Consider the following 20,501-nt stretch of genomic DNA (forward strand, 5'->3'; position numbering starts at 1 on the left):
CACAATGGAAGTTGAAATCAGTGCTTGGTGAGTTTATCCAGGTAACCCATGGCAAATGCCGAGATCACGAAGGTCATGTGGATGATCACGTACCACTGCAAATGCTCGGGATCGACGTTCTTGGCGTCCATGAAGATGCGCAGCAGGTGAATGGACGAGATCGCCACGATCGACGCGGCCACTTTCATCTTCAGCGACGAAGAGTCCATGGTGCCCAGCCAGTTGAGCTTTTCCTTGCTGTCGTCGATGTCCAGTTGCGAGACGAAGTTCTCGTAGCCGGAAATCATCACCATCACCAGCAAACCGCCCACCAGCGCCATGTCGATCAGCGACAGCAGCACCAGGATCAAGTCCGATTCGGCCATCGAAAACACGTTCGGGATGACGTGGAAGACTTCCTGGAAGAATTTCAGTGCCAGCGCCAACAGCCCGAGGGACAGGCCGAAATAGATCGGCGCCAGCAGCCAGCGCGAGGCGTACATTGTATTTTCGATAAAGCGTTCCATTGAATCTCACATGTTGGGCTGAAAAATGGCGGCGAGTATACCAGCCACCCGTCTATACCCAGAAGCAGCCAGAAACCGTCGAAAAATCCGCCACCTGCGCCTGTGTATCAAAGTTTTTCTGCTAGTGTCCAAATCATTGACTGCTCAGCGATGTCGGACAGGAAGACTGGAAATGGATGTGCGATTGCCTTTGACGAGTGCCGGAATTTGCCTGGCGCTGCTGCTGAGCGGCTGCTCGCCCAGCGACGAAAAACGCCAGGTCAGCCTCGAAGAAAAAACCGCGCAGTTTGAAAAGTCGCTGGACGCCATCCAGGATCCGAAGCTCAAGGATGCCGTGTCGGAGCTGGGCGGCTCACTGCTGCTGCTCGAACGCGCGCAACTCAAGCTCGACAGCAAGCCGGTGGAAACCGAATACGGCGAAGACGCCCTCGCCATGCTCAAGCACTACCCGACCCCGCAGGCTCTGGTCGATACCTACATCAACGGGTTGTTCGTGCTGCAAAAAGACTCCGGCTCCGACTACCTGACCGATTTGCAGCCAGTGTTCCCCTTCACTTTCAGCGTTCCTGCGGTGTTTTTGTTTCCCCATGGCCTGGAATGGCAGTCGGTCACGCTTAGCAACAAACGGGTGATTCCCTTCCAGCCGGAATGGTCGGAAACCGACCCCGGCATTCAGCTCAGCCCATCGAGCTCCAACCTGACCAACCCCGATGACCTGACCGTGGCCTACCCCTTCATCGAAGGCCTCGACATCGACAGAAAGCAGCAACCGCAACCGGTGAGCCTGCAAGGCAAGGTCGAAGTCATCGCACCCCGCCGCCTCTACAGCTTCGACCTGACGAAAAAGGACGTAGGCCAGACCCGCACCAATGACAACCTGAGCGTCACCCTACTCACATTGACGAACAACTACGCGGAAATCGAATACAACAACAGCGCACCGCTGGCCCCCGAAGTCAGTGAAACACCACTGAACCCGCTGATCGTCCAGGCCAGGGACAGCACCGGGCAATTCATCTCTCGCGCCGGTTCAATCAACGAAACCTCGGTACAAATTGCCTTCTATCAGCAACAGCTGGCCAAGATGCAGCAGCAAAAGAGCTGGAGCGAGGCCCTGGAAAAACAGCTCGACGAAGAACAACGCAACTTTGAAAAACAGCAGGCTCGGCATTATTCGAAGGTGTACTTCAACGGGACGATCGAAACCCTCGAAGTCAGCATGCTGGATTTTTCCGCCGTCACGATCACCCGAAAGGACCTCGAACTGCCGGTCCGGCGCTTCGATGCCAAGACCACGGACAAGTCCATCCAGCCCTTGAACCTGTTCGTGGTGGTCTATGACGACCAGGCGGCGAGCTGGCTGAAAGGGGCAACGCTGAGTGAGGATCAGCTGAAAAAGAACGTCAGCATCAGTCAGTCGGTCGACGACCCCAGCGCTGCGCGAATCGAATTCACTCACCTGCGTACCTTCAACGATGAACTGCTTGGCACATCGTTCAGCCCTGGTGAAAGTCCAGTGAGCTTCTTTACCGAAGACACGCTTGGCAAACGCGACGAGCCGATCGAACTGCCGTTAGAGGCGTACCAGATCGATCCCCTGCGCGGCACCATCACTTACGATCTGAATCTGTTTCCACAAACTCCGGCCTATGCGGTGGGCTCGATGCCGCTGTTCCTGGCCACGGTCGACAAGCAAACCGTCGAAGCCCGTCAACTGCCCAAGGGCCTCGCGCTCAAAGACAATGCACTGGTAGTGGACCTGAAGGCATTTCCCGCCCAGGACTGGCGCTTTTTCGCCAAGGACGACAGCGGCAATTACTTGAAGGAGATTCTATCGGTCAGCCATGGCGCGAGCGCACAGGGTCCGGCGCAGTTTGCCGTGCATTACTTCTACGGGCAGCCTACGCGCCTGGAAACCTACCAGCGCACTGACCTCGCCACCGTGCAATATGGTTTCGAAGTCAAACTCGACAAGGCCGACATGACGCGCCTTGATCAATAGTGCCACTCAGTGCTCAGGGTGAAACTCGAAGCCGCCCATGTTCCGGCAGCGACCACCATTGATTTCCCGCAGTTGGGCTTGCAGGTGCAGGCACCAGATTTGCGGATCGTCGGCCAACTCGTAGCCGTGCAGGGTCAGGCTTTCAACGATGGTGTCGAGGATTGATTCAGCGACGAACGGACCGTGAAACGGGCCTTGGGCCTTGATGGCCGAAGGTTGCTCACCGGCCATTCCGGCGGCGAACAGCAGAGTCCACATGCCCGTATCTCCCGCCAATGGACGGATGGCACATTCGATACGGGTCACAAGGCCCAGGCATTGACGGGTAAGGCAGAGGTTGCGCGACATGGCGGCGACCCTCGGTAGATCCGGTATTCAGCCCCCATGGGAAGGCTGTTTCGATCCTGTGATTACGTCGATATCCTTGAGCAGAGAATAGAAGAAAAGTCTGGCTTGCAGGCCGGGGCAAGACCGAAAGGCGCCGAATGGTCATAGCATGAATAATGACGTCATTTCGACGACGCTTTTCCAGTATTCACACAAACAAATGTGGGAGCGGGCTTGCTCGCGAAAGCGGCGTATCAGCCAACATAAATGTTGAATGAAAAGACGCATTCGCGGGCAAGCCCGCTCCCACATGGGTTACTGCATCAGGCCGGTTTGGTTTCCGCCAAAGCCTCTTGCGCCAACTCCTTCTCGGCTTCTTTCAGATCATCTTCGCTGATCATTTCCGCGATAACCCGCAGGCGTTCCACGACCCGTGCGTTCACGCTGCCTTCAGGGAACTCGCCATTCTCGTCCGGCTCGCCGGCCGGCTCACCGACCAGCAAACTCAAGGCTTCATCGGCCTGACGGACCGCGTAGACATGGAACTGCCCCGCACGCACCGCCACCAGCACCTTCTCGTCGAGCATCAGCGTGGCGACGTTGGCGTGAGGAATGATTGCCCCCTGCTCGCCGGTCAACCCGCGGGCTTCGCACAGGCGGAAGAAGCCCTCGATCTTCTCGTTGACTCCGCCGACCGCCTGCACTTCGCCGAACTGGTTGATCGAACCGGTGATGGCAAAGCACTGCTTGAGTGGGGTTTTCGACAAGGCCGAGATCAGGGTGCAGGCCTCGCCCAAGGAGGCACTGTCGCCATCGACATAACCGTAGGATTGCTCCAGGGCGATGCTCGCGGAAATCGCCAACGGAAATTCCTGGGCATAACGACTGCCCAGATAACCGGTGAGAATCATCACGCCTTTGGAGTGAATTGGCTGGCCGAGGTTGACCTCGCGCTCGATGTCGACAATGCCGCTGCCGCCCGGGTACACCGTAGCGGAAATCCGCGCCGGTATACCAAAGGCCGAGTCGCCAACTTCCAGCACGGTCAGGCCGTTGCACTTGCCGACCGCCGCGCCCGCGGTGTCGATCAGGATGATCCCGGCCAGCATGTCATCGAGAATCCGTGCCGAAACCCGCCCGGTCCGCGTGGCCTTGGCCTTGAGTGCACGCTCGATGTGCCCGGCGTCGGTCATTTTATCGCCTGCCAGGTGACGAATGAAATCCGCCTCGCTGACCAGTTGGAACAAGTCCCCGATACGTGCCGACAAACGCCCCTGATGCTCGGCCAGTCGCGCACTGTAAGTCGCCAGGCGGGCCACCGCATCGGCGGTCAGCGGTGCCATGCCTTCTTCGGAAGTACGGGTTTTAAGCAACTGGGCAAACTGCTCCAGGCTCTCGTCGACCATCGGGATGTCTTCGTCGAAATCCACCAGGACGCGGAACATCTCCTGGAAGTCCGGATCGAGGTCTTGCAGTGTGTAATACAGCTGACGGGCGCCGATGATGACGACCTTGACCTGCAACGGAATATGCTGCGGCGTAAGGGTGACGGTCGCGAAACGCCCCATCTCGCCCAGCGGCGATTCCATTTTCAGCTTGCGCGATTGCAGGGCACGTTTAAGCGCATCCCACACGAACGGCTCGCTGAGCATTTTGTCCGCTTCGAGGATCAGGAAACCACCGTTGGCGCGGTGCAGCGCACCCGGCCGCAGTTGCCGATACGTCGTATAGAGCGCGCCCTGATCGGTGCTGTATTCGATGCGACCAAAGAGGTTTTCGTAGGTCGGGTGCGGCTCGAACACTACCGGCGCACCGCCGCTGGCCGAATGACCGACCACCAGGCTCGGCGCGTATTGTTCTTCCAGCATCTTGCGGGCAACGGCGTCGGTCTTGCTGTCGTCCACCAGTTGCTCGACCACGGTCTTGAGCAAGTACACCTGCATCGCTTGCAGATAACCGCATACCGCGGCGTTCTCGGCGTACTTCTCCGACAACGGCGACAACAAGGGCTGCAAGGCCAGGGTGATGGTTTCTTCGTTGAGGTGACGCAGTTGATTGCTCGATTCGCGCTTCCATTGCGGCAGGCTGGCGAGCTCTTCGTTCAGGCGCTCCTCCAGCACGGAAATATCCTCGTGGAAGCGATCGCGCTCGGCTTCCGGCAACTGGGCGAATTCTGCTTCGTCCAAGGCCTTGCCGTCGCCCATTGGGGTGAAGGCGATATTGCTGGCGTCGCGGTAAAGCGCGACGTCCTTTTCCAGGGCCAGACGCTCGATGACGTCCAGGGCCTTGTCATAGCGCTGATTGAAGGCGCGGTCGATGGCGCTTTTCTTCTGTTGGTAGGACGGATGCTCGAAGACTGCAGGAAAGGTCGCCAGCAGGTTGTCGATCAGACCGTTGATATCTCCAATGAAGTTACCGGCAGTGCCCGACGGCAATTCCAGGGCGCGTGGTTCGCGCGGCTCATCGAAATTGTTGACGTAGACCCAGTCCGCCGGGGTCTGCAGGCGCTTGCCTTCGGCCTTGAGGTAGCGCTTGACGAACGAGAACCGGCCAGTGCCGGGCTCGCCCATGACGAATACGTTGTAACCGGGGCGTGGCATGGCCACACCGAACTGCAAGGCTTCGACCGCACGTTCCTGGCCAAGCACACCGCGAAAGGGCTCCAGATCATTGGTGGTAGAGAAGCTGAACTGTTCAGCGGAAAACGGACGGGTCAGCGCTTCGGGCGCTAGACGCAAGCTGGCAGCAACAGGATCAGGCATCGGGCTTCCTTAACAATCAGGCGGGGCAGATGGCAGCATTCTGGCGCCGCCCATGCCCGACTGGCAAGGAGCGCCGCAGGCCTGAGCATAGTCAATCGGCCAACCCCAGGCGGGCCGGGCTTGCGCCGCCGTTTCCCATGAATGTTCAGCAAAAAAACACGGAACCCCGTGATCGTGCCTAAACTCCAAACTGCGCGGCTGGACTAATGCCCGGCCCACTGGCACCGGAACGGGCCAGACCCCCTTGTCTATTGGTATGCACACAAAGAGAACAAAGCTATGAAACGGATTCTTCTTGGTACTCTCTTCACCGCTGTATCCATCAACGCCATGGCTCAAGCGCCAGGCGGCCCGGATTGCGGTTGGGGCAACATGCTGTTCGAAGGCCAGCGTGGTACTCCAGCTCACTTCCTGGCATCCACCACCAACGGCACCTCCGGCAACGCAACCTTCGGCATGACCTCCGGCACCAACGGTTGCGCAACCAATTCGGCGCTGACCTATGGCGGCAAATCCTGGTTTGCCATGAATGGCATGATGAACGAGCTGTCCGAAGACATGGCCAAGGGTCAGGGCGAAGCGCTGACCACCTATGCCGTGGTACTGGGCGTAGCGCCGGAAGACCGTGCGCACTTCGCCGCCGTCACTCACGAGCACTTCCAGCAGATCTTCAGCAAGGCTGACGTGACCGCAGAAGACGTGCATACCAACACCCTGGCCGTGCTCAAAGCCGACCCTCGTCTGGCCAAGTACGCGACTCAGGCTTAAGCTCGACCCGCCCCCGCTTCTTTCGGGAAGCGGGTTTTGTTTTTTGGACCTGCCCCTCTTTGGGTCTTTTTCTCAAGTATTTAAGTTGCCTTCTATGCTCAAACGCCTTGCCTGGCTGGCGCTGTGTGTCTGCGCCCCGCTGTCCGCCACGCCTAACATCGACCCACAACGTTTGCAGCAACTGGCCAACGACCCTTTCTGGATATCCCTGGGCCATTACGAAACCGCCAAGCTTGGTGGCTGGCGCAGCTATGTCAGCGACCCGAAATTCTTCCTCGCCGCCGATGGCAATGAACATCCGGACCATGAACTGACGGCGACTGTACAAGCCTTGTACGCCCCGGCCAGTGCTGGTGAACAACACGCACAATGCGTCTACCCGGCGCGCACCCGCTGGCTGAAAGAACAGCTCGGCCTGACCGGCCTGCCGATGCCGGACTGCGTCGAATTCAAGCAATGGTTCAAGGACGTCTCGCCCGACAGCGCGGTGATGATCTTCCCGGCGGCTTACCTGAACAGCCCGTCCTCGATGTTCGGCCACACCCTGCTGCGCATCGACCAGGCTGGCGTAAAGAGCGACAAGACCTCGCTGCTCAGCTACGCCATCAACTTCGGCGCCTATATCGAGGGTTCCGACAACAGCATCATCTATGCCTGGAAAGGCCTGATGGGTGGTTATCCGGGCCTGTTCGCGCTGGTGCCCTATCAGGAAAAGCTCTCGGAATACCGCAGCCTGGAAAACCGCGACCTGTGGGAATACCGCCTGAACCTGACCCAGCAGGAAACCGCGCGCATGGTCGAGCACGTCTGGGAGCTGAAGCAGATCAAGTTCGACTATTTCTTCTTCGACGAAAACTGCTCGTACCGCTTGCTGGAACTGCTGCAAGTGGCCCGACCGAGCCTGCGCCTGACCGAGCAATTCCCGCTCACCGCCATCCCGACCGACACCGTCAAAGCCGTGAAAAATGCCGGACTGGTAGAGTCCATCCAGTATCGTCCGTCCCGGGAGCGCGAGTTGCTCAGCCGCGCCGAGCCGTTGAACCCTGAAGAGCAGCAATGGGTACTGAAAGTCAGCGCCGACCAGAAACAATTGCAGGACCCGGCATTCAAGGCTCAGCCCCGCGACCGCCAGGCGCTGATCATCGATGCGGCCTATCGCCTGGAACGCTACCGCGCCAATGGCCAGGAACGCGACCCGGCGCGCGCCCAGCGCAGCTTCGAACTGCTGCGGGCAATCAACCAGAACCCGGCGCCGGAGCTGGATATCCCGCAACCCGGCCTGCCTGAAGACGGTCACGAGTCGCGCACCTGGCAGCTCGGCCTCGGCACCCGTGGCGATAAAGCCTTTGGCGAATATGGCTTGCGCATGGCTTATCACGACCTCAATGACAACAATGAAAGCTTTCCCCTTGGCGCGCAGATCGAAATCCTGCAATTGAAACTGCGCCAATACGAAGGCAATGACTGGCAATTGCAGCGACTGGACCTGGCGACCATTCGCTCCCTGACCCCGCGTAACGAGTTGCTGCAACCACTGTCATGGCAAGTCACCGGCGGGCTGGAACGGGTGCCGGGCAAGAATGATGACCAAACCCTGGTCAGCCACGTCAACGGTGGCGGCGGCGGTACCTGGCAACTGGGTGATGACCTGCTCGGTTTTGCCTTGGGCACCGTGCGTATCGAGCACAACAACGACTTCGCCGCGTTCATTGCCCCGGCCGCCGGGTTCAACAGTGGTGTGCTGTGGAAAAACCCGCTGGGCAATTTGAGCCTGGAGGCCAAGGGCGATTTTTTCACCAATGGTGAAGTGCGCCGTAGCCTTAGCCTGAATCAGCAGTGGGAAATATCCCGCAATCTCGGACTGCGCTTGAGCGCCCAACGTGAGTTCAGCCATTTGGCGACGGCCGAGAACGAAGTGATGCTTGAGCTGAAGTGGTATCACTACTGACCTGACACACCACCCGACGAATCCACTTCTAGACTTTATCTATGGGCGGCGTATCCAGGATCGCGGGGATGGGCGCAACAGCCATCTGGAAGAACGGGACAAAGCCTGGCAGCAGCAGAAAGATCAGGACGCCGCCCGGGCCTATCACTCGCCATAAGTCGCTTTCAGACATCCGGTGAAACCAAATGCCTGCGACCATGGCCCAAACCCTATACCGGGAGAATTCCATGAGCCGTGCCTTCGTCAATGAAGATAACGCCGCCTCGCAAGCCGATCAGCCTGTAGAACGGCAGGTCAGTGCGCAGCCCAATTACGTCACGCCGCAAGGCCTGGACCTGTTGCAGGGAAAAGTCGCCGAACTGCAAACCCTGCATGCCGAACAATCGGCAAAAGGCGAGCAGGCGGACAAACAGCGCCTGGCCGATCTCGAACGTGATTTGCGTTACTTCAAGCAGCGCCTGGGCAGCGCTCAGGTCGTACTCGCTGCGACCTCGACCGAGAAAGTGCAAATCGGCAGTTGGGTGACTTACGCCGACGAACATGCCACCGAACGCCGGGTACAACTGGTGGGCGAAGATCAGGCCGATGCCGCCCACGGCCTGATCAACTGGAGTTCGCCGCTGGGTCGCGCACTGCTCGGTGCACGACTCAACGACGAAGTGCTGTGGCAGCGCCCCGCCGGGGATCAACTGATTGAGGTGATCCGTATCGAACCGGCTTAGACAACGCCTTGGGCGAGCATGGCATCGGCGACTTTGACGAAGCCGGCGATGTTCGCGCCCTTGACGTAATTGACCCGGCCATTCTCATCGCCGTAATGCACGCAAGCGTGGTGAATCGACTGCATGATCGCGTGCAGCTTGCTGTCCACTTCGCCACCGGTCCATGCCAGGCGCATGGCGTTCTGCGACATTTCCAGCCCACTCACCGCCACACCACCCGCGTTGGACGCCTTGCCCGGTGCGAACAGAATGTCGGCTTCGATGAACAGGTCCACCGCCTCAAGGGTGGTCGGCATGTTCGCGCCTTCGGCCACGCAAATGCAGCCGTTGCGCAGCAAGGTGCGAGCAGCTTCGGCATCCAGTTCGTTTTGCGTCGCGCACGGCAGCGCGATGTCGCAGCTCAGGCTCCATGGCAACTGACCGGCGCGGAATTCCAGGCCAAAACGGCCGGCCAGTTCACGGATACGCCCGCGCTGTACGTTTTTCAGCTCCAGCACCGCCAGCCATTGCTCCTCGGTCAAGCCGCTTTCGCAATACAACGTGCCTTCGGAGTCGGACAGCGAAATCACTTTGCCGCCCAGGTCCATGACCTTGCGCGCCGCGTATTGCGCGACGTTGCCGGAGCCGGAGATCGCTACGCGTTTACCTTCCACGGCCAGGCCGCGACGCTTGAGCATTTCCTCGGCGAAGTACACGCAACCGAAACCGGTGGCTTCCGGGCGAATCAGGCTGCCGCCGTAGCTTGGGCCTTTGCCGGTCAGCACGCTGGTGAACTGGTTGCTCAGGCGCTTGTACTGGCCGAACAGGAAACCGATTTCCCGCGCACCGACGCCGATGTCCCCGGCCGGAACGTCAACGTCGGCACCAATGTGACGGTACAACTCGCTCATGAAGGCCTGGCAGAAGCGCATGACTTCCGCGTCGCTTTTGCCTTTGGGGTCGAAGTCCGAACCGCCCTTACCGCCGCCCATGGGTAATGAAGTCAGGGAGTTTTTGAAGGTCTGTTCGAAGGCGAGGAATTTCAGGACGCCCATGTTCACCGACGGGTGGAAACGCAGGCCACCCTTGTACGGGCCGATCGCGCTGTTCATCTGGATGCGGAACCCGCGATTGACCTGAACCTTGCCCAGATCGTCGACCCACGAAACGCGAAACACCACCGCCCGCTCCGGCTCGCAGATGCGCTCCAGGATGCCGGAGGTCAGGTAATGCGGATTGGCTTCAAGAAACGGCCACAGGGTACGCAGGACTTCTTCGACAGCCTGGTGGAATTCGGGTTGGTCCGGGTCGCGTTTTTTCAGGCGCGCAAGAAAGGATTCGACGGATTCGACGGATTCGATCATGGAAAAGTCTCGGCAAATTTATTGTTGTTGGAGGAGATTGGGCCGGACTGTAACAAACGCATCGCGCACAAGAACAGAGCAAAATGTCGCGTTTGTGAAATTAAATGGTGCACAGGATATAAATTAATCTGTTTTTTTGACCAGTTTTGCACCTGAATAGTGATTCACAATTCAAATTCTGCACCATCAGGAACACCGCTATCGCGAGCAGGCTCACTCCTACAGGGGAACGCATTTCAAATGTAGGAGTGAGCCTGCTCGCGATAGCCTCGCCGCGGTATCCCTAAAAAGACGCAAAAAAAAAACGGAGCCCGAAGGCTCCGCTCTTTATGCAACCAACCCGAAATCAGGCCAGTTTCTTGTACCGTACACGATGCGGCTGGGCAGCCGCCTCGCCGAGGCGCTTTCTACGGTCGGCTTCGTATTCGGTGTAGTTGCCCTCGAAGAACACCGCTTGCGAGTCGTCTTCGTACGCCAGGATGTGGGTCGCGACGCGGTCAAGGAACCACCGATCGTGGGAGATCACAATGGCGGCACCCGGGAAGTCCAGCAGGGCTTCTTCCAGGGAACGCAGGGTTTCAACGTCGAGGTCGTTGGACGGTTCGTCGAGCAGCAGGACGTTGCCGCCCTCCTTCAGGGTCAGGGCCAGGTGCAAGCGACCACGCTCACCACCGGACAAGTCCTTGACGAACTTCTGCTGATCGCCGCCCTTGAAGTTGAAGCGACCGACGTAGGTACGCGACGGGATCTCGTAGTTACCGATGCGGATCTGGTCGGAACCATCGGAGATTTGCTGGAACACAGTCTTGCTGCCGTCCAGGTCTTCGCGGCTCTGATCCACGCAAGCAAGCTGTACGGTTTCACCGACTTCGATGCTGCCCGAATCCGGCGTTTCCTTGCCCATCAGCATGCGGAACAGGGTCGACTTACCGGCACCGTTACCGCCGATCACGCCGACGATGGCGCCTTTAGGCATGGAGAACGACAGGTTGTCGATCAGCACGCGGTCGCCGTAGCCCTTGGTGACGTTCTTGAATTCGATGACCTTGTCGCCCAATCGCGGACCGGCCGGGATGTAGATCTCGTTGGTCTCGCTGCGCTTCTGGAATTCCTGCGACTGCATTTCTTCGAAGCGTTGCAGGCGAGCCTTGGATTTCGACTGGCGGGCCTTGGCGCCTTTGCGCACCCACTCCAGTTCTTCCTTCATGGCTTTTTCGTGGGCCGACTGCTGCTTGGATTCGGCAGCCAGACGATCGGACTTGGCTTCCAGCCAACCCGAATAGTTGCCCTCGTAAGGAATACCCGCGCCGCGGTCGAGTTCCAGGATCCAGCCGGCAACGTTGTCCAGGAAGTAACGGTCGTGCGTGATCGCGACCACGGTGCCCGGGAAGTCGTGCAGGAAGTGCTCAAGCCACGCAACGGAGTCGGCGTCCAGGTGGTTGGTCGGTTCGTCGAGCAGCAGCATGTCCGGTGCGGACAGCAGCAGACGGCACAGGGCCACACGGCGCTTTTCACCACCAGACAGAACTTCGACCTTGGCGTCCCAGGCCGGCAGACGCAGCGCATCGGCAGCGACTTCCAACTGGCGGTCCAGGTTGTGGCCGTCGCTGGCTTGCAGGATCGCTTCGAGCTTGGCCTGTTCTGCCGCCAGTTTGTCGAAGTCGGCATCCTCATCGGCGTAAGCCGCGTAGACCTCGTCCAGGCGCGCCTGGGCGTTCTTGATCACGCTGACCGCTTCCTCGACCACCTCACGCACGGTCTTGGTCGGATCCAGTTGCGGTTCCTGCGGCAGGTAGCCAATGTTCAGCTCCGGCATCGGACGGGCTTCGCCCTCGAACTCGGTGTCGACGCCGGCCATGATTTTCAGCAGCGTGGATTTACCCGAACCGTTGAGGCCGAGTACGCCGATCTTGGCGCCAGGGAAGAAGGACAGAGAAATGTTTTTCAGGATTTCCCGCTTCGGCGGAACAACTTTGCCCAGCCGATGCATGGTGAATACGTATTGAGCCATGGAGAACCTAGGGTCAGTGACTGATGAATGATTGGAGCGCAGGCATTGCCCGGCCAGACCGTGCGCGCCGTCCGTGTGAGGCGACGCTGAAAAAGTCTGAGTCTAGGAGCTGGAACGCTCCCGCGTAACCGGCAAAGCTACCTTAATGACAGATGGCAGTCCAGCCGACGGGCTGGGGCTGGCACTTCGCCACAACACAAGGCATGCTAGCCGCCCTTCGGGCGTCCGGCTTATAGTGCACGTCGCGCCAGTCCAGCCAAACCGCAGGATGACAGCTTGTCCAAAGTCCCTCCGCCTCTGACTTCCAGCGCGCCAGCCACAGCGCCCGGCTCCCCCTTGCGCGGAACCTTGAAGGGCACCTTGGCGACACTCGCATTATTGCTGCTGGCCCTGCTGTTCTGGCAGTTGCTCGACCAGTTGCGGGAAACCCAGAAGAACCAGCGTCAGTACACCATCGACTACACCGCCGATCTGGCTGCACAGGTCAGTCTGAACATGGCGCTCAACGCGCAGATCGCCCTCAACCTGTTGCCGATCGTCGAACAACCGCAAGGCGCCGATGAATTGCAGGCCCTGTTGCGCAAGCTGCAACAGTCGCTGCCGGATCTGCGCAGCCTGGCGTTGCTCAGCCCCTCGGGAAGAGTCATCAGTGACAGCGCTGCGGACAGCGATGACAGCGGCTACCTGGGTGAGCTGGTACGCCGCAGCCACGCCCAGGTGCACTATTTCAGCAACGCCACTGACGGTTCCGTGGTGCATTTATTGCTGCATCAGGCCAGCGGCAGTTCCCGAGGCTATTGGGTCTTACGCCTGACACCCACCTTCTTTTCGTCCCTGACCAAGCAACGCGAGGCCGGCGGCCGCCCGTTGTGGCTGGTGGAGAACCGCATCAATCATCAGATCATCAGCCGCGACGAAGCGCTGCCCTCGGTCAATCCGGGCACGCTGACCGCGGACGATGTCGCCAACAGCGTGCTGACCGTTGCGCTGAGCAGCAGCGATTGGCAACTGCGCGGCTTGTTCGACCGTCAGCGCGTGCTGGAAGAGCTGCTGCCGGCATTCATCGGTAAATGTCTGCTGGGCCTGGCGTTTTCCATGCTGCCGTTCCTCGCCTTGCTCAACATGCGCCGGCGTCAGCGCCAGTTGAATGAAGGCCGCCGGCGTTACCAGGACATTTTCGAAGGCACCGGCGTGGCCTTGTGCGTCCTCGACATGTCCGGTCTCAAGGTCTTTTTCGACAAGGCACAACTGCAGGGCAGCGAGCAACTGCAAGCGTGGCTGGCGATCCCGGAACAACGCCGACCATTGCTCAAGGAACTACGGATCACCGAGGTCAACCAGGTTGCGCTGCAACTGCTTAATGTCGATAGCGCCGACAAAGCCTGGAAACTGCTGATCGACGGTAAACCACAGGACGGCACCGCCATCGGCAACCAGGTGCTCGACGCGATACTCAACCAGCAGCAACAGCTTGAGCTGGAAATCAAGCTGCAGGACGCCAGCGGCCGCGACCAGCACCTGTGGCTGGTGCTGCGCCTGCCGCAAACCCCGGACGACTATAAAGCGGTGATCCTGAGCATCACCGACATCACCAGCCGCAAGCTCATCGAGCTATCGCTGCAGGAGCGCGAAGGGTTCTGGTCGGATGTGGTGCGCACCGTGCCCGATCACCTGTATGTGCAGGATGTGATCAGCCAGCGCATGATCTACAGCAACCACCATCTGGGCCAGACCCTGGGTTACAACCGCACCGAACTGCACCAGATGGGCGAATACTTCTGGGAAATCCTCCTGCATCCCGAAGACGCCGACTATTACCATCGCTCCCGCCAGATCCAGCGCCAGGCCGGTTATCGCCAGCTGATGCAGTGCCAGTTGCGCTTTCGCCATCGGGACGGCCAGTGGCGACGCTTCGAGATTCGCGAGCAGGCACTGGCGCGGGACAAGGAAGACCAGGTCACGCGGATCATCGGCGTGGCCAAGGACATCACCGACCAGATCGAAGCCAGCGAATCCCTGCGCGACAGCGAGCAGCGCTACCGGATGCTCGCCGAAAGCATCAGCGACGTGATCTTCTCCACCGACAGCCGCCTTAACCTCAATTACGTCAGCCCTTCGGTACAAGCGGTGCTGGGTTACGACGCCGAGTGGATTTTCCAGAACGGCTGGCAATCGACCATCGCCAACCCGCAACAACTGACCGGCATCTACCACCTGATGGACCGGGTCAGCAAAGCGCTGGATCAACCGGACCAACTGGCGCTGTTGCGCAGCCAGGTGCAAACCCAACTGTTCCTGTTCGATTGCCTGCGGGCCGACGGGCGCAAGATCCCGATCGAACTGCGCCTGGTATTGGTCTGGGACGAACACGGCACGTTCGAAGGCGTGCTCGGCGTCGGCCGCGACATCAGCCAGCAACGCCGGGCCGAAAAAGACCTGCGCATGGCCGCCACGGTATTCGAACACTCGACCTCGGCGATCCTGATCACCGACCCGGCCGGCTACATCGTCCAGGCCAACGAAGCCTTCAGTCGTGTCAGCGGTTACGCCGTGGAGCAGGTCCTCGACCAGCTGCCGAACATGCTGACCGTCGACGATCAGCAGGAAGCCCACCTGCGTTACGTGCTCAAGCAATTGGGCCAGCACAGCACCTGGGAAGGCGAAGTCTGGCTCAAGCGTCGCAACGGCGAGCATTACCCGGCCTGGGTCGGGATCACCGCCGTGCTCGACGATGAAGGCGACCTGGCCAGCTATGTGTGTTTCTTCAGCGATATCAGTGAGCGCAAGGCCAGCGAGCAGCGGATTCACCGCCTCGCCTACTACGACGCCCTGACCCACTTGCCCAACCGTTCGCTGTTCCAGGATCGCCTGCACACGGCACTGCAATCGGCCGAACGGCAGAAGTCGTGGGTAGTGTTGATGTTCCTCGACCTCGACCGTTTCAAGCCGATCAACGACTCCCTGGGCCACGCCGCCGGCGACCGCATGCTCAAGGAAATGGCCACGCGCCTGCTCGGTTGCGTTGCCGATGACGACACCGTGGCGCGCATGGGCGGTGACGAATTCACCTTGCTCCTGCAACCGCGAGCCAACCGTGAAATCGCCCTGAACCGGGCGATCCATGTGGCCGAACAGATTCTCGCCAGTCTGGTGAAACCCTTCGTGCTCGAAGGCCGTGAGTTCTTCGTCACGGCCAGTATCGGCATCGCCCTGAGCCCGCAGGACGGCAACGAACTCAGCCAGTTGATGAAGAATGCCGACACCGCGATGTACCACGCCAAGGAGCGTGGCAAGAACAACTTCCAGTTCTATCAGGCAGACATGAACGCCAGTGCGCTGGAACGTCTGGAGCTGGAAAGCGACTTGCGCCATGCCCTGGAACAGAACGAGTTCGTCTTGTATTACCAGCCGCAGTTCAGTGGCGACGGCAAGCGCCTGACCGGTGCCGAGGCGCTGCTGCGCTGGCGCCATCCACGTCGCGGGCTGGTGCCACCGGGGGACTTCATTCCGGTGCTCGAAGAGCTCGGGCTAGTGGTGGATGTCGGCGACTGGGTGATCAGCGAAGCCTGCCGCCAGCTCAAGGCCTGGCATCAGGCCAAGGTGCGGGTGCCGAAGGTGTCGGTGAACATCTCGGCGCGACAGTTCTCCGACGGCCAACTCGGCACGCGAATCGCCACCATCCTCAAGGAAACCGGCCTGCCGCCGGCGTGCCTGGAACTGGAACTGACCGAAAGTATCCTGATGCGCGAAGTCAGCGAGGCAATGCAGATCCTCGCCGGGCTGAAAAACCTTGGGCTGAGCATTGCGGTCGACGATTTCGGGACCGGTTACTCGTCGCTCAACTACCTCAAGCAGTTCCCGATCGACGTGTTGAAGATCGACCGCACCTTTGTCGATGGCCTGCCGTCGGGTGAGCAGGATGCGCAGATCGCCCGGGCAATCATCGCCATGGCCCACAGCCTCAACCTGGCGGTGATCGCCGAAGGTGTGGAAACCCACGAGCAGCTTGATTTCCTGAGGGAGCACGGTTGCGACGAGGTGCAGGGTTACCTGTTTGGCCGCCCGATGCCGGCGGGCCGGTTTGAAGGGCAATTCAGCAATGATGCGCTCTTCATGTTCGACTGATTAAGCGGCCCTTGTGGCGAGGGGGCTTGCCCCCGTTGGGTCGCGAAGCGGCCCCCAGCATTCTTCCAGTCAAACTGTGCAAGCAGGTTTTGCGACTGCTCCGCAGCCGAACGGGGGCAAGCCCCCTCGCCACAATCACCGCATATCCGCTCATGAAGCCCACTTGTCTGCGACATGATGCCGTTTCATATGCCTTCTAAAACCCGTTGGGTTAGAATGCCCCCCTTTTCCGCCCCCGATCCTTGAGGACCGCCATGTTCAGCCGTGATTTGACTATTGCCAAGTACGACGCCGATCTCTTTGCCGCCATGGAGCAAGAAGCTCAGCGCCAGGAAGAGCACATTGAGCTGATCGCTTCGGAAAACTACACCAGCCCTGCGGTGATGGAAGCTCAAGGCTCGGTATTGACCAACAAGTACGCCGAAGGCTACCCGGGCAAGCGCTACTACGGTGGTTGCGAGTACGTAGACATCGTCGAGCAGCTGGCTATCGACCGCGCCAAAGAGCTGTTCGGCGCCGACTACGCCAACGTTCAGCCGCACGCCGGTTCGCAAGCCAACAGCGCCGTTTACCTGGCCCTGCTGTCGGCCGGCGACACCATCCTGGGCATGAGCCTGGCCCACGGTGGTCACCTGACCCACGGTGCCAGCGTTTCGTCTTCGGGCAAGCTGTACAACGCCATCCAGTACGGCATCGACGCCAACGGCCTGATCGACTACGACGAAGTCGAGCGCCTGGCCGTTGAGCACAAGCCGAAAATGATCGTGGCCGGTTTCTCTGCCTACTCGCAGATCCTCGACTTCCCGCGCTTCCGCGCAATCGCCGACAAGGTAGGTGCTTACCTGTTCGTCGACATGGCCCACGTGGCCGGTCTGGTCGCCGCTGGCGTCTACCCGAACCCGGTTCCATTCGCTGACGTCGTGACCACCACCACCCACAAGACCCTGCGCGGTCCACGTGGCGGCCTGATCCTGGCTCGCGCCAACGCCGACATCGAGAAGAAGCTGAACTCCGCGGTATTCCCGGGCGCCCAGGGCGGCCCACTGGAGCACGTAATCGCTGCTAAAGCGATCTGCTTCAAGGAAGCGCTGCAGCCTGAGTTCAAGGTTTACCAGCAGCAAGTGGTGAAGAACGCCCAGGCCATGGCCGGCGTATTCATCGAGCGCGGTTTCGACGTGGTTTCCGGCGGTACTCAGAACCACCTGTTCCTGCTGTCGCTGATCAAGCAGGAAATCTCCGGTAAAGACGCCGATGCCGCTCTGGGCAAAGCGTTCATCACCGTGAACAAGAACTCCGTGCCAAACGATCCACGCTCCCCGTTCGTCACCTCCGGCCTGCGCTTCGGTACTCCGGCTGTGACCACTCGCGGCTTCAAGGAAGCAGAGTGCAAGGAACTGGCCGGCTGGATCTGCGACATCCTGGCTGACCTGAACAACGAAGCGGTGATCGATGCCGTTCGTGAGAAGGTCAAGGCGATCTGCAAAAAGCTGCCGGTGTACGGCGCTTAATCAGCCCCGCTAAACCGCAGTAATAAAAACCGATCAGAGATGACCGGTTTTTTATTGCCTGGAGTTTAATCAGCGACAGGCATCTTAAAAAAACGACTAACAACTCACATTCATCTGCCACGACCGCCAAGCATTTATAAGCCAAAACTCTTGCAACACTCACAAATCCTGCCGCTTACAAAAACCGCTTAATCTAAAACCCGATCCAACCAATAAAATCACGAACGGGTTACATCATGAATGGCAATACTGAAAAAACCTTTATCGCAACACTGAGAATGTTCGACCATAGAGTGAATGTCCTTGAAGTGCTCCACGGCAAACCGGCGCTGGCCAGCATCAGTCTGTTCAGCGGTGGCTTCTACACCGGCAGACCGCAGACCCAGGACCACTCCCACCTGCTCGGCATACGGCCCAACGAGCAGATCGGTGAGGTAACCAGCTTGAAACTGCACTTCCTGCATACCCCTGATGGCTACATACTTACAATAAAAAACAAGAGTGAGTATTACAATCGGATCATTACCGAGAACGGGCTGGATACTTTCGAAGCCATGGACTCGTACACTGACGACCCGACAACTTTCATACTGCTCAACCATCAAGGCGTCCCCATCACACTGGCCAACCTTCCGGACGTACACTCACCGATTTCGCTCAAAATAAAAGAAAACCATTACATGGGAGGTCTTATATTAAAAGGTTCACCCTATGTTTATCTTGGCAAAACAGAAGAGCGCTCGAAGATAACTTTTATCCTGAGCATCCTCGAAAGAAAAGTACCTCAAGCTCCATTTGAACCGCACATTAACGTTTGAAGAAAACCATTAAAAGCAGCTTTCATAATGTCACCCGCAGGCTGCCCTTTCGGGCAGCTTCAGACGCCCTCTGCAAAAATCGGCATCCAATGGCCGACCCTTTCCAGTAACCGCTCAATGCCGGGGCACTGCGCCCAACTGGTAAGACCGGTCATGCCAATTTTGCAAATTTCGCTTGCGATCAACCAAAATCAGCGCCTAGACTGCACCTGCACTGGACATACCGGTAAGACCACAATAATTAAGTCCTGAATCTGATGTGCTCCGCACACGGCAGCCAGGACACCGACCAGGATTCCTCCCATGCTCAGATGGTGCTCGCGTTCAATCTTCCTCCAAGTGGTTCTCGGACTGGTGCTCGGCATCGTCTGCGGGCTGACCCTTCCCGAATACTCCGCTCAGCTCAAACCGCTCGGTGACGGTTTTATCAAGCTGATCAAAATGCTCATTGGCTTGATCGTGTTCTGCGTGGTGGTCAGCGGCATCAGCGGTGCCGGCGACCTGAAGAAGGTCGGCCGTATCGGCCTCAAATCGGTGATCTACTTTGAAATCCTGACCACCATCGCCCTGGTGATCGGTCTGGTGTTCGCCTTCAGCACCGGCATCGGCAGCGGCGCGAACATTCATCTGGAGCAGCTCTCCGCCGCCGACATGGGCGACATCGCCGAACGCGGCCAGCACATGCACACCACCACGCAGTTCCTGATGGGGCTGATCCCGACATCGGTGATCGGTGCGTTTGCCGAGAACAACATCCTGCAGGTCCTGTTGTTCTCCGTGCTGTTCGGCAGTGCGCTGAATCTGGTGGGCGAGGCGGCATCGGGAATTTCGCGGCTGATCAATGAGCTCAGCCACGTGATCTTCCGCATCATGGGCATGATTGTGCGCCTGGCGCCGATCGGCGTATTCGGTGCAATCGCCTTCACCACCAGCAAATATGGCCTGGACTCGCTGCAACACCTGGGCAACCTGGTCGGCCTCTTCTACCTGACCTGCGTGGCTTTCGTGACGCTGATTCTCGGCCTGGTGATGCGCCTCTCCGGCCTGAAGATGTGGCCGTTGCTCAAGTACCTGCGCGAAGAACTGCTGATCGTCATGGGCACCGCTTCGTCCGACGCCGTGCTGCCACAGATCATGCGTAAACTCGAACACCTCGGAATCGGTAGCTCCACGGTGGGCCTGGTGATTCCGACCGGTTACTCGTTCAACCTCGATGGCTTTTCGATCTACCTGACATTGGCCATCGTTTTCATCGCCAATGCCACCGGCACGCCGCTGGCGATGACCGATCTGCTGACGATACTGTTGGTGTCGTTGATCACCTCCAAAGGTGCCCACGGCATTCCGGGTTCAGCGCTGGTGATTCTGGCGGCGACGCTGACCGCGATCCCGGCGATTCCGGTGGTCGGTCTGGTGCTGGTGCTGGCGGTGGACTGGTTCATGGGCATCGGCCGGGCGCTGACCAACCTGATTGGCAACTGCGTTGCCACAGTAGCCATCGCCCGCTGGGAAAAAGATATCGATGTGGAACGGGCGAACAAGGTGCTCAGCGGCCAGCAGGGCTATACCTTTCAGCCGAGAAAACCGGCTGCGCAAGCGGCAGCCAAAGAATTTTGAATGACCGCCGTGCCTGCCGAACCGCAGGCACGGCTCATGGAGCG

General features: G+C 59.2%; 13 protein-coding genes. 8 read left to right on the forward strand and 5 right to left on the reverse strand.

Going from position 1 to position 20,501, the window contains the following annotated elements:
• Positions 1-17: 17 nt before the first annotated feature.
• Positions 18-506, reverse strand: a complete 489-nt coding sequence (locus tag AC3IX1_RS24695) for a TIGR00645 family protein (protein WP_150727027.1) — start codon at positions 504-506, stop codon at positions 18-20.
• Between the two features lie 172 nt (positions 507-678).
• Between AC3IX1_RS24695 and AC3IX1_RS24700 the strand changes: the two genes are divergently transcribed.
• Positions 679-2,508, forward strand: a complete 1,830-nt coding sequence (locus AC3IX1_RS24700) for a hypothetical protein (protein WP_489386147.1) — start codon at positions 679-681, stop codon at positions 2,506-2,508.
• 6 nt (positions 2,509-2,514) lie between these two features.
• On the opposite strand, the gene AC3IX1_RS24705 is transcribed toward AC3IX1_RS24700, so the two are convergent.
• Positions 2,515-2,856, reverse strand: coding sequence for a PA4575 family protein (locus tag AC3IX1_RS24705; RefSeq protein ID WP_008052055.1), 342 nt, complete (start codon positions 2,854-2,856; stop codon positions 2,515-2,517).
• A 302-nt stretch (positions 2,857-3,158) separates the two neighbouring features.
• Positions 3,159-5,597 (reverse strand): Lon protease family protein, encoded by a 2,439-nt coding sequence (locus tag AC3IX1_RS24710; RefSeq protein ID WP_489386148.1) that lies wholly within the window; start codon positions 5,595-5,597, stop codon positions 3,159-3,161.
• 279 nt (positions 5,598-5,876) lie between these two features.
• Here AC3IX1_RS24710 and AC3IX1_RS24715 point away from each other — a divergent pair, with 279 nt between their 5' ends.
• The 3 genes from AC3IX1_RS24715 (at position 5,877) to AC3IX1_RS24725 (ending at position 9,035) form a co-directional block, all read left to right on the forward strand.
• Positions 5,877-6,365 carry a DUF3015 domain-containing protein gene (locus AC3IX1_RS24715; RefSeq protein ID WP_008052053.1) on the forward strand — a complete coding sequence of 163 codons (489 nt, stop codon included), beginning with the start codon at positions 5,877-5,879 and terminating at the stop codon, positions 6,363-6,365.
• Between the two features lie 94 nt (positions 6,366-6,459).
• A complete protein-coding gene (locus AC3IX1_RS24720; RefSeq protein WP_489386149.1) occupies positions 6,460-8,313 on the forward strand; it encodes an Lnb N-terminal periplasmic domain-containing protein in 1,854 nt (617 codons plus the stop codon).
• A gap of 227 nt (positions 8,314-8,540) precedes the next feature.
• Positions 8,541-9,035 carry a GreA/GreB family elongation factor gene (locus tag AC3IX1_RS24725; RefSeq protein ID WP_150754982.1) on the forward strand — a complete coding sequence of 165 codons (495 nt, stop codon included), beginning with the start codon at positions 8,541-8,543 and terminating at the stop codon, positions 9,033-9,035.
• Here AC3IX1_RS24725 and gdhA read toward each other — a convergent pair.
• Positions 9,032-10,378: an NADP-specific glutamate dehydrogenase gene (gene gdhA, locus AC3IX1_RS24730; protein ID WP_489386150.1), complete on the reverse strand. Its 1,347-nt coding sequence runs from the start codon at positions 10,376-10,378 to the stop codon at positions 9,032-9,034. The genes AC3IX1_RS24725 and gdhA overlap by 4 nt on opposite strands.
• Before the next feature lie 346 nt (positions 10,379-10,724).
• Positions 10,725-12,389: an energy-dependent translational throttle protein EttA gene (gene ettA / locus AC3IX1_RS24735; RefSeq protein ID WP_489386151.1), complete on the reverse strand. Its 1,665-nt coding sequence runs from the start codon at positions 12,387-12,389 to the stop codon at positions 10,725-10,727.
• Positions 12,390-12,665: 276 nt separating this feature from the next.
• Here ettA and AC3IX1_RS24740 point away from each other — a divergent pair, with 276 nt between their 5' ends.
• The 4 genes from AC3IX1_RS24740 (at position 12,666) to AC3IX1_RS24755 (ending at position 20,457) form a co-directional block, all read left to right on the forward strand.
• A complete protein-coding gene (locus tag AC3IX1_RS24740) occupies positions 12,666-16,514 on the forward strand; it encodes a sensor domain-containing protein (RefSeq protein WP_489386152.1) in 3,849 nt (1,282 codons plus the stop codon).
• 254 nt (positions 16,515-16,768) lie between these two features.
• A complete protein-coding gene (gene glyA, locus AC3IX1_RS24745) occupies positions 16,769-18,022 on the forward strand; it encodes a serine hydroxymethyltransferase (protein WP_223461054.1) in 1,254 nt (417 codons plus the stop codon).
• A gap of 236 nt (positions 18,023-18,258) precedes the next feature.
• Positions 18,259-18,840: a hypothetical protein gene (locus tag AC3IX1_RS24750; protein ID WP_489386153.1), complete on the forward strand. Its 582-nt coding sequence runs from the start codon at positions 18,259-18,261 to the stop codon at positions 18,838-18,840.
• 303 nt (positions 18,841-19,143) lie between these two features.
• Complete coding sequence (locus AC3IX1_RS24755; RefSeq protein ID WP_489386154.1) at positions 19,144-20,457, forward strand: C4-dicarboxylate transporter DctA; 1,314 nt, start codon at positions 19,144-19,146, stop codon at positions 20,455-20,457.
• Positions 20,458-20,501: the final 44 nt, after the last annotated feature.

It is taken from the genome of Pseudomonas sp. KH_046_2, from assembly GCF_057838985.1.

Coding starts and splice junctions, on each gene's coding strand:
- AC3IX1_RS24750 (WP_489386153.1), top strand. CDS start 18,259: ATGAATGGCAATACTGAAAAAACCTTTATCGCAACACTGAGAATGTTC.
- AC3IX1_RS24700 (WP_489386147.1), top strand. CDS start 679: ATGGATGTGCGATTGCCTTTGACGAGTGCCGGAATTTGCCTGGCGCTG.
- AC3IX1_RS24715 (WP_008052053.1), top strand. CDS start 5,877: ATGAAACGGATTCTTCTTGGTACTCTCTTCACCGCTGTATCCATCAAC.
- AC3IX1_RS24720 (WP_489386149.1), top strand. CDS start 6,460: ATGCTCAAACGCCTTGCCTGGCTGGCGCTGTGTGTCTGCGCCCCGCTG.
- AC3IX1_RS24695 (WP_150727027.1), bottom strand. CDS start 506: ATGGAACGCTTTATCGAAAATACAATGTACGCCTCGCGCTGGCTGCTG.
- AC3IX1_RS24725 (WP_150754982.1), top strand. CDS start 8,541: ATGAGCCGTGCCTTCGTCAATGAAGATAACGCCGCCTCGCAAGCCGAT.
- glyA (WP_223461054.1), top strand. CDS start 16,769: ATGTTCAGCCGTGATTTGACTATTGCCAAGTACGACGCCGATCTCTTT.
- AC3IX1_RS24710 (WP_489386148.1), bottom strand. CDS start 5,597: ATGCCTGATCCTGTTGCTGCCAGCTTGCGTCTAGCGCCCGAAGCGCTG.
- ettA (WP_489386151.1), bottom strand. CDS start 12,389: ATGGCTCAATACGTATTCACCATGCATCGGCTGGGCAAAGTTGTTCCG.
- AC3IX1_RS24755 (WP_489386154.1), top strand. CDS start 19,144: ATGCTCAGATGGTGCTCGCGTTCAATCTTCCTCCAAGTGGTTCTCGGA.
- gdhA (WP_489386150.1), bottom strand. CDS start 10,378: ATGATCGAATCCGTCGAATCCGTCGAATCCTTTCTTGCGCGCCTGAAA.
- AC3IX1_RS24705 (WP_008052055.1), bottom strand. CDS start 2,856: ATGTCGCGCAACCTCTGCCTTACCCGTCAATGCCTGGGCCTTGTGACC.